This window comes from Sphingorhabdus sp. EL138, assembly GCF_945890115.1.
GTDB lineage: Bacteria > Pseudomonadota > Alphaproteobacteria > Sphingomonadales > Sphingomonadaceae > Sphingorhabdus_B.
The window spans coordinates 46,846-59,053 of the sequence record NZ_CAMDCK010000018.1; the positions used below are offsets into that span (position 1 = coordinate 46,846).

The 12,208-nt window shown below is 57.7% G+C and carries 14 protein-coding genes, 2 tRNA genes and 1 pseudogene; 6 read left to right on the plus strand and 11 right to left on the minus strand.

The annotated features are described in order from the left end of the window. Nucleotides 1-14: 14 nt before the first annotated feature. From Q0O07_RS09340 to argH, 4 genes are read right to left on the minus strand one after another with little or no spacing between them, the layout of a single operon-like run. Nucleotides 15-794 carry an NAD(P)-dependent oxidoreductase gene (locus tag Q0O07_RS09340; RefSeq protein ID WP_295492824.1) on the minus strand — a complete coding sequence of 260 codons (780 nt, stop codon included), beginning with the start codon at nt 792-794 and terminating at the stop codon, nt 15-17. A gap of 9 nt (nt 795-803) precedes the next feature. Continuing rightward, on the minus strand, nt 804-2,066 hold the full coding sequence (gene lysA, locus Q0O07_RS09345; protein WP_295492826.1) for a diaminopimelate decarboxylase: 1,263 nt from the start codon (nt 2,064-2,066) through the stop codon (nt 804-806). Between the two features lie 9 nt (nt 2,067-2,075). After that, entirely contained in the window at nt 2,076-2,381 is a 306-nt protein-coding gene (locus Q0O07_RS09350; RefSeq protein ID WP_295492828.1) for a hypothetical protein, read from the minus strand. Next, nucleotides 2,378-3,766, minus strand: coding sequence for an argininosuccinate lyase (gene argH / locus Q0O07_RS09355; RefSeq protein WP_295492830.1), 1,389 nt, complete (start codon nt 3,764-3,766; stop codon nt 2,378-2,380). Before argH ends, Q0O07_RS09350 begins: the two co-directional genes overlap by 4 nt. Between argH and Q0O07_RS09360 the strand changes: the two genes are divergently transcribed. Continuing rightward, nucleotides 3,765-4,358 (plus strand): TlpA disulfide reductase family protein, encoded by a 594-nt coding sequence (locus tag Q0O07_RS09360; RefSeq protein WP_295492832.1) that lies wholly within the window; start codon nt 3,765-3,767, stop codon nt 4,356-4,358. The two genes, argH and Q0O07_RS09360, sit on opposite strands and share 2 nt — an antisense overlap. Nucleotides 4,359-4,454: 96 nt before the next feature. Here the strand turns inward: Q0O07_RS09360 and Q0O07_RS09365 are convergent. The 3 genes from Q0O07_RS09365 to Q0O07_RS09375 form a co-directional block, all read right to left on the minus strand. Continuing rightward, a tRNA-Leu gene (locus tag Q0O07_RS09365) sits at nt 4,455-4,541 on the minus strand. Between the two features lie 63 nt (nt 4,542-4,604). Further along, nucleotides 4,605-5,198: a methionine biosynthesis protein MetW gene (gene metW, locus Q0O07_RS09370; protein ID WP_295492834.1), complete on the minus strand. Its 594-nt coding sequence runs from the start codon at nt 5,196-5,198 to the stop codon at nt 4,605-4,607. Then, complete coding sequence (locus Q0O07_RS09375) at nt 5,195-6,328, minus strand: homoserine O-acetyltransferase (RefSeq protein WP_295492836.1); 1,134 nt, start codon at nt 6,326-6,328, stop codon at nt 5,195-5,197. Before Q0O07_RS09375 ends, metW begins: the two co-directional genes overlap by 4 nt. A gap of 99 nt (nt 6,329-6,427) precedes the next feature. Between Q0O07_RS09375 and hisC the strand changes: the two genes are divergently transcribed. Then, entirely contained in the window at nt 6,428-7,525 is a 1,098-nt protein-coding gene (gene hisC / locus Q0O07_RS09380; protein ID WP_295492838.1) for a histidinol-phosphate transaminase, read from the plus strand. Further along, the gene (locus Q0O07_RS09385) at nt 7,525-8,430 is read left to right on the plus strand and encodes a prephenate/arogenate dehydrogenase family protein (RefSeq protein ID WP_295492839.1); all 906 of its coding nucleotides are present in this window, start codon (nt 7,525-7,527) and stop codon (nt 8,428-8,430) included. Before hisC ends, Q0O07_RS09385 begins: the two co-directional genes overlap by 1 nt. 16 nt (nt 8,431-8,446) lie before the next feature. On the opposite strand, the gene Q0O07_RS09390 is transcribed toward Q0O07_RS09385, so the two are convergent. The 3 genes from Q0O07_RS09390 to Q0O07_RS09400 are packed head-to-tail and all read right to left on the minus strand — an operon-like array spanning nt 8,447 to nt 9,969. Continuing rightward, on the minus strand, nt 8,447-9,136 hold the full coding sequence (locus Q0O07_RS09390) for a 1-acyl-sn-glycerol-3-phosphate acyltransferase (RefSeq protein WP_295492841.1): 690 nt from the start codon (nt 9,134-9,136) through the stop codon (nt 8,447-8,449). 3 nt (nt 9,137-9,139) lie between these two features. Further along, nucleotides 9,140-9,670 (minus strand): YdcF family protein, encoded by a 531-nt coding sequence (locus Q0O07_RS09395; RefSeq protein ID WP_295492843.1) that lies wholly within the window; start codon nt 9,668-9,670, stop codon nt 9,140-9,142. After that, entirely contained in the window at nt 9,667-9,969 is a 303-nt protein-coding gene (locus Q0O07_RS09400) for a hypothetical protein (RefSeq protein WP_295492845.1), read from the minus strand. Before Q0O07_RS09400 ends, Q0O07_RS09395 begins: the two co-directional genes overlap by 4 nt. Nucleotides 9,970-10,055: 86 nt before the next feature. Here Q0O07_RS09400 and Q0O07_RS09405 point away from each other — a divergent pair, with 86 nt between their 5' ends. Together Q0O07_RS09405 and Q0O07_RS09410 are read left to right on the plus strand one after the other, a co-directional pair. Then, complete coding sequence (locus Q0O07_RS09405) at nt 10,056-10,952, plus strand: MJ0042-type zinc finger domain-containing protein (RefSeq protein WP_295492847.1); 897 nt, start codon at nt 10,056-10,058, stop codon at nt 10,950-10,952. 145 nt (nt 10,953-11,097) lie between these two features. Further along, a tRNA-Thr gene (locus Q0O07_RS09410) sits at nt 11,098-11,173 on the plus strand. Here Q0O07_RS09410 and Q0O07_RS09415 read toward each other — a convergent pair. After that, nucleotides 11,159-12,052 (minus strand): recombinase zinc beta ribbon domain-containing protein, encoded by an 894-nt coding sequence (locus Q0O07_RS09415; RefSeq protein ID WP_295492849.1) that lies wholly within the window; start codon nt 12,050-12,052, stop codon nt 11,159-11,161. The two genes, Q0O07_RS09410 and Q0O07_RS09415, sit on opposite strands and share 15 nt — an antisense overlap. A gap of 32 nt (nt 12,053-12,084) precedes the next feature. On the opposite strand from Q0O07_RS09415, the pseudogene Q0O07_RS09420 reads away from it, so the two are divergent. Continuing rightward, nucleotides 12,085-12,208: pseudogene (locus Q0O07_RS09420) on the plus strand (IS481 family transposase); the annotation flags it as partial.

Consider the following 12,208-nt stretch of genomic DNA (forward strand, 5'->3'; position numbering starts at 1 on the left):
GCCAACCTCATGCCCTATCCAATCGTGGACGGCAACCTTAGGAACAATGACACGCCCTCTGGCGCTGGCAAGGAAGGCGCACCTGCATGACGTACAGCATCTGCGCGTGCCCGATTAAGGATGGCAGGCGGGACGCAAGCTTCATGAAAAACATGGTCCGCCTCACCCAATAAACGCGCGGTTAGCAAGGTCAGGTCATCGGGATTATCCGACAGCAAATTGATTTCAATGACCCGGTCGCTTTTGGGTTCTTCTGCCGCTTCCAACCAAATTTCAACGGCGTCGGGCGCGTGATTGCCGAAAGGGTCCAGCAAGCCACCAGCGGCAAAGCCTTGGTCCAATGCGCGGCGGCGCTGCGGCCCCGCAGGCCAGCGTTCGCGGATGGCAACGCGCGCGCCAGATATCGCATTGGCCAGCGGGCCTAAGGTTTCGGGCAGCAGGGTTTCAATGCGCTGGCGAATGGCCTTGGCCATGCCTGCGGACGCGCCGCCAGTGCCGACCGCCACCAAAACGGGCGTTCGGTCCACAATCGCTGGCGTGGTGAAGTCGCATATTTCAGGCCTATCCACGACATTGACGAGCAGGCCGCGTGCTTTCAATGCATCGGCGGCGGCGCAGGCTTCGTCTTCGTCCGCGATGGCGACAAAAGCGATCCGTGCGTCTGTATGGCCAGCATCGACGCATAGTCCGCCCGCGCGTTCTATCAGGCGCCTTTTGGCATCGGCCATTTCACCTTCGCCGACCAAAATGACATTCCGGCCTTTCAAATTCACAAAAATCGGTAGCTGATCCAACGCGATTTCCTATTTCAGCCAGTCGGGCACATGCTCTGCCGCCAATATCGTCTCAGGCGCAATCCGTTCCGCCACGACCGCGAATTTGTCGCCATCGACGAGGACTTCGGGCACTAATCCACGGCTGTTATATGTGCTCGCCATCGTCGCCCCATAGGCGCCAGCGGTGCGGAAAATGGCAAGGTCATTGGCGACAACGGGGTCAATGTCGCGGCCCATGGCGAAAGTGTCGCCAGTTTCGCACACGGGGCCGACAATATTGGCCATCATCCTTTGCCCATTGGGCACAACCGCTTCAAAATCATGCCATGCATCATAGAGCGCAGGGCGGGCGAGGTCGTTCATCGCCGCATCAACAATGACAAACGGCGCGTTGCCCGCACCGGGCTTGACCCGAATGACGCGCGTCAGCAAGACGCCCGCATTGCCCGCGATCACACGGCCGGGTTCAAACATTAACCGCACGCCCCAATCCTTGGTCACACGCGCGACCATTGCGCCATATTCGGCAGGCTCCGGAGGATTGTCGCCTTCCCGATAGCGCACGCCAAGGCCACCGCCCAAGTCGACATGCGTGACCTCATGCCCTGCCGCCCGCAATTCCTGCAGGAGGACGCCCACCTTTTGAAAGGCTGTTTCCAGCGGCTCGAGGCTTGTTAACTGACTGCCAATATGCAGCGCGACACCGCGCAAGTGCAGGTGCGGCAAAATGCTTAGCCGTGCGTAAATGCCCGGCGCGCGGTGAATGCCGACGCCGAATTTATTGTCCGCTTTGCCCGTTGAAATCTTGCCATGGGTACCAGCGTCGACATCGGGATTGATGCGTAACACGGCTTGCGCGGTCAGGCCAAGCGCAGCGGCCAGCGCCGCCAGCTCCTGACCTTCTTCTTCCGATTCAATGTTGAACTGGCCAATGCCGATCTTCAATGCGCGGGTCATTTCTTCGGCGGTTTTGCCAACGCCGGAAAAAACAATATCTTTCGCTGCCATGCCGGCGGCCAGCGCGCGGTCCATTTCGCCGCCCGAGACGACATCTGCGCCATAGCCCTGCCGCGCCAAAACTTTCAACACGGCAAGATTTGGGTTCGATTTTACCGCAAAGGCAAGATGCGGGTTATCAAGCCCTGACAAAGCCGCACGAAACACCATTGCATGGCGTTCAAACGTTGCCCGCGAATAGACATAAACAGGGGTACCGACCGCCTCCGCAATATCGGACAGCGACACGTTTTCGGCGTGCAAGACGCCATCGATAAGATCAAAATGGTTCATGATAGATACTTATTCTGGATTGGTTCTGGCAGGTGGCGTCGCGTCTTGGGCGGTCAACGGTTTGGGCTCGGCCCCCGGGGCGACATCAAAGGGGTCATCCTCACGCCGTTCCGAACGTTTCAGCAATTCATCGGCACGCCCGGGCCGCGCCTGCACCGGTGGCGTCGTCAATATGCGCGCCGATTGGTCAGCGGTCTGGCCATACGCTTTTGGTGGCAAGGCATTGCCCGAACGCGGTTCCAAGTCGCCGACCTTACCGCATGCGGTGGCGGCCAATGCGACGCAAATCACCAACAGGGCGCGTTGCAATTTCATGCCTCAAGTTCCTTTTTTGCCGCCGCTATCGCTTCTTGTACACGCACGGGCGCAGTGCCGCCAGCACTGGTGCGACTGGCGACGGAGCCATCAATCGACAGGTCAGGCAAAGTACATCCTGCGAGCATCGGGTTGATCGCTACCAAATCCTCAGAGCTGATATCCGAAAGGCCAATGCCCCGCGCCTCGCAGTTTTTGACGATGCTGCCCGTCACATGATGCGCCTCACGAAAGGGCATGGCAAATGCGCGCACCAGCCAATCGGCCAAATCGGTTGCGGTGGAAAATCCGGTATCGGCGACTGCGCGCATGCGGTCTGTGTTGAACGTCACATTGGCAACCATGCCCGTCATCGCCGCAATCGATAAAGCGAGCAGGTCATAGGCCTCAAACACCGGAGGTTTGTCGTCCTGCATATCCTTGGAATAGGCCAAGGGCAGACCCTTCATGGTGATCATCAGGCTGTTCATGCACCCAATGATCCGCCCGCTGTGGCCACGCACCAGTTCGGCGGCGTCGGGGTTGCGCTTTTGCGGCATGATCGAGCTGCCCGTTGACCAAGCATCGGGCAAAGCGATGAAGCCAAAGGGCTGCGATGCCCAAAGAATCATTTCCTCGGCCAGACGCGATAGATGCAAGGCGGTTTGCGCCGCCGCCGTCAGAAACTCCAACGCGAAATCGCGGTCGGATACGGCGTCCAGACTGTTGCCCATCGGACCGTCAAAGCCAAGCGCGGAGGCGGTGGCGGCGCGATCAATCGGGAAGGATGTACCCGCCAAAGCGGCGGCCCCCAAAGGCGAGAGGTTCAGGCGGCTGCGGCAATCGGTAAAGCGGCTGCGGTCGCGTTTCGCCATTTCATAATAAGCCATCAAATGATGCCCAAGCGTCACTGGCTGCGCCACTTGCAAATGGGTGAAGCCGGGCATGATGCTGCCCACATGTTCGTCGGCGCGGGCAACCAGCGCCAATTGGAACGCGCGCAGGCCACTATCGATTTCCTGCGTGGCGTTACGCACCCATAGACGAAAATCGGTCGCGACCTGATCATTGCGGGATCGGGCGGTGTGCAAGCGCGCGGCAGGTTCGCCGATAAGCTCCCGCAGCCGCGTTTCAGTGACCATGTGAATATCTTCAAGCGTCAGATCAACGGGCACGCCATTGGCGTGATATTCGGCGTGGATCGTATCGAGTCCCTGTTGAATCCCAGCATTGTCCGCATCGGAAATAATGCCGTTCGCAGCCAGCATATCGGCATGCGCTTTGCTGCCCGCAATATCCTCTTGCCAAAGACGCTTGTCGAATGGGATGGAGGCATTTATCTCGCGCATGATTGCGCCGGGGCCTTCGCCGAACCGGCCGCCCCACATGCTATTGGAATCCGACATGCGTTTTGTAATTGCCCTAATCCTTCTGGTGTTAACGGGGTGCGATAAAGAAACCCCAGCCGAGGGGCAAGCGCAACCCGCATTAGCTGCAAACTCTGGTGCCACGGGCAAGGCCGACATCCTATTGGAAACGGCCCATGGCGCGCGCGCGACGCTCAGTTACGCATTTGCGGGCCAAAAGGCACCGACCGCACCCTTTGCGGACGCCGACGGACAGGATGTGACGTTGGCAGATTTTGAAGGCAAGCCGTTGCTGCTCAACATTTGGGCGACTTGGTGCGCGCCATGCAAGGCCGAAATGCCAACGCTGGACGCGCTGGCAAAGCTGGAAAAGGACCGGATGGCGGTAATTGCAGTATCCCAAGATCTTGAAGGCCGCGCGCCCGTCTTGGCCTTTTTCAAGGAGACTAAGGTCAAGAATTTGGAGCCCTATACCGACGCCGATAACGCCATATTGGCCGCATTCAACAACGCCATCGCTTTGCCCACGACCATATTATATGACAGCGCAGGCAAAGAGGTCTGGCGGATTGCGGGCGGCGTCGCATGGGATGACGCCGAAATCGCAAAGCTGCTGCGCGCAGCAGAGTGATAGGATTTAGAAGATACCAAAGGGATATTTGGCGATCGCCGCCTTGGGGCAGCACCTTGAGGCGCTGGCTTTGCCTTACATCAATTGCCTAAAAAATGGTGCGGCCAAGAAGACTCGAACTTCCACGGGCTTTCGCCCACAACGACCTCAACGTTGCGCGTCTACCAATTCCGCCATGGCCGCACGCGCCTAGACAGGTAGGAGGCGGCCACTAGCAAAGCGTGTAGGCAGGCGCAACAGGCATTATCAATCGCGCCGCAGCAGGAACACCGCATGTTCCGCCAACAGATTGGCAAATCGTTCATTGCGCGGTTTATCGCCGGACAAAAACCATTGGCCTTCTATCCGGATATTCCGTTCGTTGAGGAAACTGCGAAAATCGTCAATGGTCACATGGTGGATGTTGGGCGTGTCATACCATGTATGGGGAAGCTGCTCCGTCACGGGCATGCGTCCGCCAAACATATGGGCCAAACGCATGCGCCATTGCGCAAAATTGGGGAAGGAGACAAAGGCCTGCCGTCCGACTCGCACAAGATGGTCCAGCACCAGATCAGGCCTTTTGGTGGTCTGCAATGTCTGGCTTAAAATCGCATAGTCAAAGCTGCCATCGGGATAATCGGCCAAGTCGGTATCTGCATCGCCCTGAACCACGGATAGGCCGCGCGCGACCGCCGTGGCAACGTCGCGGGCATCAAGCTCCATCCCGCGTGCGTCGGCATCTTTGGTGTCGCGCAAGGCCGCCAGCAACAGGCCATCGCCGCAGCCGACATCCAAGATACGCGCGTTGGCGCGCACCTCGCGGGCGATAATCGCAAGGTCGGAGCGCAGCGCTGTCACCGGCTTTCCCCTGCGCGCAAAAAGCCATCGACGATGCGGTTCATTTCGGGTGCCTCCAACAAGAAAGCGTCATGGCCAAAGGGGCTTGAGAGTTCCACAAAGCTCGCCGCCGCGCCCGCAGCGTTCAGGGCATGCACAATGCGCCGCGACTCCGCCGTTGGATACAACCAGTCGCTGTCAAAACTGATCAGGCAGAAACGCGTTTTGGTGCCCGCAAAGGCCTTGGCAAGTATGCCGTCATGCGGTTCGGCCAAGTCAAAATAGTCCATCGCGCGGGTGATGTAGAGATAGCTGTTGGCATCAAAGCGGTCGACAAAGCTAAGGCCCTGATGGCGCAAATAGCTCTCGACCTGAAAATCGGCGTCAAAGCCAAAGCTTTTGGCATCGCGATTTTGCAAACGACGGCCGAATTTCTCGGTAAGGCCTGCTTCGGACAAATAGGTGATGTGCGCCGCCATGCGGGCAACGGCAAGGCCAGCCGATGGTGCCTCATGCCCATAATATGCGCCATTGTTCCAGCGTGGGTCCGCCATAATCGCCTGACGCCCAACCTCGTGAAAGGCGATGTTCTGCGCCGAATGTCGCGCGGTCGATGCGATGATAACCGCAGAGCGCACGCGTTCCGGGTATAAAGCGGCCCAGCTTAATGCCTGCATCCCGCCCATGGATCCGCCGACCACGGCCTCCAATGTTTCAATGCCCAGATGGTTCAGCAAAAGCGCTTGCGCACGGACCATGTCGGCGATGGTGATGACTGGAAAAGCCATGGCATAAGGCGCGCCCGTTACCGGATCGATGCTGGCGGGGCCAGATGATCCCATGCAGCTGCCCAGAACATTTATGCTGATGATGCAATGGCGCGCGGGGTCGATTGGCTTGCCGGGGCCAACCATCCGCGTCCACCAGCCTGCCTTGCCGGTAACGGGGTGGTTCGACGCCAAATATTGGTCGCCGGTAAGCGCGTGGCAAATCAGGATGGCGTTGGATTTGTCGGCGTTCAATGCACCATAAGTTTCATACGCACATTCGACAGGCGCAAACTGTGCACCGCTGTCGAGCTGCACTGGCCCAAGCAACTGTGTTTTTTTATCCAGACCGAAACGCGTATCCTGATGCATGACGACCGCCATATCAGCGGTTTCGCGCGAAACAACCCAAAGTCGTAAAAGAAGCATTGGCGGTTTGGCGACACGTTGCGCTTCGCAGACGCCACCGCTATAGCCGCGGGCATGAACACACCCATCGCCAAACCATGGATTGAAGCTATCAGCGCCTATACACCCGGCAAAGCAAAGTCGGACGATGGCCGCGTGATGATTAAATTATCGGCGAACGAAAACCCCTTGGGGTGTAGTGCCGACGCTGCGGCGGCGCTGGTGGATAAAAGCGCGTCTTTGGCCCGATATCCTGACCCCGCCTGCACCGCTTTGCGCGCAGCATTGGGCGCGGCATATGATGTTAATAGCGACCAGATCGTCTGCGGCACGGGTTCGGATGAACTGCTGAACCTTATCGCCATGGGCTATGCGGGTGCAGGCGATGATATCATTTATGTCCGTTATGGTTTCTCGGTCTATGACATTGCGGCCCGCAAAGCGGCGGCCAATGTGATTGTCGCGCCGGACAAGGATTATGGCACGGATGTCGATGCCCTGCTGGCGCTGGTGACCGACAAGACGCGCGTGGTTTTTGTGGCGAACCCAAATAATCCGACGGGCACTTTTGCCGACGACAGCGAAATTGCGCGGCTGCATGCGGGCTTGCCCGGAAATTGTGTGCTTGTGCTGGACCAAGCTTATGGCGAATATCTTGACGATGACGGTCCCGCCGCATTGGAACTGGCGCGCCGCCATGACAATGTCCTGATCACGCGGACCTTCTCTAAAATTTACGGCCTCGCGGCAGAACGCATTGGCTGGTGCTATGGCCATGCGGGCCTTATCGCGACGCTCAACCGCGTGCGTGCGCCGTTCAACGTGACGGCCGCGGGACAGGCGGCGGCTATTGCTGCGCTTGCGGACACAGATTTTGTGACGCGTAGCCGTCAGCATAATGCCGTATGGCGCGACTGGATGGCGGCGGAGTTTGCGGCATTGTCCAACCACGGATTGAAGGTCATTCCATCTTGGGCAAATTTCCTGATGGTCTTGTTTGAAGGCGCATGCAGCGCAGAGACCGCTTATCATGCGTTGATGGCCGAAGGCTATATCGTCCGCTGGTTGCCGGGCCAGGGGCTTGGCAATGGCTTGCGGATCACCATCGGCACGGAAGACGAAAATCGGGGCGTTATGTCTGCCTTGCGCCAGATTTTGGATGCGCATGCCTAATGTTGCCCTTTGCGCACCTCACGATCATTGGCCTTGGGCTCATCGGCTCATCGGTCGCGCGCGCGGCTCGGGCGCAGATGCCGTCAGTACGCATCATCGGGCATGACGCCGATCCGGCTGTGCGCGAACGCGCGGCTGCGCTTGGTATCTGCGATGATGTGACGGCCACCGCTGGCGCGGCAGTGATGGATGCGGATCTCGTGATCCTGTGCGTGCCTGTGGGTGCAATGGGCGCGGTAGCGGCACAATTCGCGGCGGACCTGTCTGCCGATGCGATTGTCAGCGATGTGGGGTCCTGCAAGCAAAGCGTGGTAGAGGCGCTTTCTGCGGTGCTGCCTGACGCGATCATCATTCCGGCCCATCCAGTAGCGGGTACCGAAAAAAGCGGGCCAGACGCTGGTTTTGCGACCTTGTTCAAGGGCCGCTGGTGCATATTGACGCCGCCCGAAAATGCGCCGGAGGCCGCTGTTGAGCGCTTGCGCATTTTTTGGCAGCAGCTTGGCGCCGATGTCGAGATTATGGACGCGCGTCATCATGACATGGTTCTGGCCGTCACCAGCCATTTGCCGCACTTAATTGCTTACACCATCGTTGGCACGGCGGATGATTTGGAAGGCGTGACACAAAGCGAAGTGATCAAATATTCGGCTGGTGGTTTCCGTGATTTCACCCGTATCGCCGCCTCCGACCCAGTGATGTGGCGCGATGTGTTTTTGTCCAACAAGGACGCTGTCCTTGAAATGCTGCAGCGTTTTTCCGAGGACTTAAGCGCGCTGCAGCGCGCGATCCGGTATGACAAAGGCGACGAGCTAGAGGCATTATTTGCCCGCACCCGCAATATCCGGCGGTCGATTGTGGAACAGGGTCAGGATGATGACGCGCCCGATTTTGGGCGCAAACATTAAGCCACAACTTAAGCCGTTAAACGTTCAGCGCATTGATGGCGGCATGCACCCGCGCCTCAATTTCGGCGCGTGGCAAGCCTGTGGGAAGCTCTTCCCCCACCTTATAAGTAATCGTCCCTGATTTCCAAATACCCGCTCTGCGCGGGCTTAAAGTGCCGCTGTCCACTGCAATCGGCACGACGGGGAGGTTGATGAGTTTATACAGACCCGCAAAGCCCGACTGCAATGGCGGCTGATCGCCGGGGGCAACACGGGTTCCTTCGGGGAAGATCACAATTGGCCGTCCGTCGGCGATCATTTTTTTGGCCAGAACCAGCATGGCCCGTAACGCCGCCGCGCCGCCATTGCGGTCCACAGGGATCATGCCATAGGCCCGCGCGGCGGGACCCCATAAAGGGATATCAAACAGCTCTTTCTTCGTCACCACCGCGGGTTTGCGAAACATGCGGGGCATGTCGATGGTTTCAAACATGCTTTCATGCTTGATGGCATAAAGCACAGGTTTTTGGGGTAATTCGCCCTCAATCTTGATGTTGATGCCCAATATCCCACGGTAGCAACTATATTGCCAGCGCGACCAGCCGCGCACGGCCCATTGCATCAGCGGGATGGAGAACCATTGCGCCAAGAACGCGGTCACGACGAAAAATACCGAACCAGTGTAAAATATCACGACGTAGACAGCAGACCGGATGACTGCGATCATGGCTTAAAGCCCAAGAAGCGACGCGACCGCGCGCAACCAATATTTATTATATTCTTTGAATAAGCCGCCAAAGGACGGCTGCGTCGACACCGCGTCATTGGTGACGGTGATGCCGTCGGGCAAGGTCCGGTCAAGTTCAAAGCGCGCACGGCGCATGTGCCAATCATGGGTAACAAGTCGAATACTGCGCATATTGTTCCGCTTTACCCATGCTGCCGTTTCCAACGCGTTGGAACGCGTATCCACCGATTGGAAACCCAGCGCGATGCAGCATTGAAAATATCGGGCAGATTTTGGATATTGCGCCTCAAGCTCGGGCGGTTTCACATCGCGGTCCACACCGGAAATCAGCAATTTTTTGGACTTGCCCGATTCCAATATTTCCAGCCCGCGATCAATTCTGTTGGCGCCACCCGTTAGCACGACAACGCCATCGGTTGGCGATATGGACGCTGGCTGCGGCAACAGCAACGCAAACCATGCAAAGCCCAGCATCCAGACCAACAATATGCAAGAGATGAAGCGACTGATCATAACATCTTCTTTAACGCAGAAATCACCGTGACGCATGCCCTAAGTATAGCAAGCGCCGTCACGGCAAGCGGCATGCGCGTGCGGACGGCCCATCCCGAAACCGAGGTGGCATCGCTTGAGTACAAACCAAGCAGAGCATTCGCCCATCCGTTATGGGCAAATCCCTTATAGAACGTAACGCCTGTTATGGCTTCTACGCCGCGACTTGGCCGAAGCCCCAGCTTGTTGAATTGCAATAGGTTCTGCATCGCTGCGGCAATTGGCACAAACGGCATGACGGGGTAAAGCCTATTCCGCATCGCGCTGCAGCTCGAAATTCTGTCTTCCACAGCATTTTACAATACTGAGGTTGCAAGTGACAAGATGCTGCTGTTTATGTCTTTCCATGCTGCTTGTTTGCCCTTCCTGCCGCACACGTTATGCCGTTCCTGACAATGCCGTTGGCGTTGATGGCCGCCAAGTGCGTTGCGCCAATTGCAAGCATGCATGGTTTCAAGAAGGGGTAGCTCCCCCGACGGCGCCAGACCCCTCTATTGCCGCACCCTCCATCGCCGAACAGGCCGAACCGAGCGACCCCGCGCCGGTTGTTATGCCGCCAGAGGCCGCAGTGTCCGAGCTGCCTTCAGTAGACGCGTCGGCTTTTGGGGCCAGTCCCTTGGCTTCGCCTGACCCCGCGCCCCGATTCAGGGTTGCAGAAACGGATGCGGATGACGCGCAGTCGGCTGACCCAGTATTTGCCCCGGAGCGCGCAGTCGCGCCTGATCCAGCACCCGTATATGTCGATCCGTCCTTAGGTTCGGGCAAATGGGCAGATACAGAAGCAACGCCAAGCCGTTTTGCGCATGAACCACCGTTCAACCAACGCCGTAGCCCTGCGAAAATGTGGACTTTTGCGGCCATCATCTTTGCACTGACGGTCACCATCCTTGGCACGGCTATCTCTTATTTCGGCATGCCAAATATCGGCCTTTCCAGCACGACAGAAGAACCCAACCTGACAATCGTGCTCAACGAAAATCTGGAACTGAATCAACGGGAAGACGGCACGCCGTATTTTATCGCCAGCGGGAGCATTGTGAACCCGACCGGGGTGAAGCAAAATGTGCCCGACATGCTGGTAACATTAAAAGACGCGAGCGGCAGACCGGTCTACAGTTGGAAAATGAACGCAAAGGCACGCACGCTTGCGCCGGGCGCAAAGCTCGATTTTAGCGAAGCACGGCTTGACGTTCCATTGGCCGCTAAGCAGATCAGCGTTGGCTGGGTGCTTACGGGCGAATAACCCGCGCGCCATTAAAGGGTGCGATTTCATATATCCGCGCGGCCTTGCGCTGGCATCGCAACATAGGCCGTCGGGATATTCTGCATAAAGGCCACTTGAACTGACCGGCACTTTTGGCTATGCGCAGCGCGGCCCAAGCGCCATTGCCGCCTTAGCTCAGTTGGTAGAGCATCGCATTCGTAATGCGGGGGTCGTAGGTTCGAATCCTATAGGCGGCACCATTTACGTACCAAACCACTAACAGGGATTTTCTCGGTTAGTGTGGTACTGACAGCCTTCTCTAAGCTGGTCTTTTCTCCGATAATGCGGATGTTTTCATCACCCACTTCGATGCGGGATATAACGGCGCGCAGGTAAGCTTTACGGGCGTGGATATCGCCTGTATCGAGCTTGTCGCGCATGAGGTCCGAGAACGCGGCCAGACGTGCAGGTGTAATCTGGGTGCGGCTCGCTGCCGTATCGGTGATCCTCTCGATTGCTGTTTCGGCTAGGTTCCGCTCTTGCTTGATCGCTTGGATGCGGCCCTTGAGGTCTGCATCAAGTTCCACCACGCCATCTTCGATAGCGCGGTAAAGCCGGGCTAGCTTGTCCTTGGCTTTGTTGCGCTGGGCTTCAAGGGCACAGCGCCGTTCGGCAACCTCGGTTTGACGCGAGGTGCGCCGCTCCACAAGCTTACACAGGATATCTTCGAGGCGTTCAGGCGCGAGTAGCTGATCCTTGACGTTGGAGATGATGAGGTCGTCAAGCTTGGCCAGCGGGATATGCCGTCCCTTGCAAACCGAGGGGCCCTTTTGATGACAGCCTGCACATGTGTAATAGCTATAGGAGCGATTACCGCGCTTTGTGCCGGTACGCGTCATGCCTGACCCACAGGTGGCGCACACTGCAAGGCCAGTGAGCAGGATCGGGCCGTTCACCACCCGGGGCGCTGTAACCGTGGGGTTGTTGCGGGTAAGCTTCGCCTGCACTGCCTCGAACAGCGGCAATGGCACGATTGTGGGCACGGGGATCTCAACGACGCTTTCGGGGTCATTGAGTTCTTGGGTCCGACCATTGCGAACGCCGTGTAGGACTGTACGGACTCGTGGGACATCTTTCATATTGCCGATAGGCAACCAGAAGGATGGAACCGATGACCAAGGAAGAACGAGATATTCAGCGCAAGCTAAAGGTGCTGCGCCATGCTGAGAAGATCGGTGATGTAGGCAAAACATGCCGATACTTCGGCATTGGCAGATCAAGCTTCTACCGCTGGA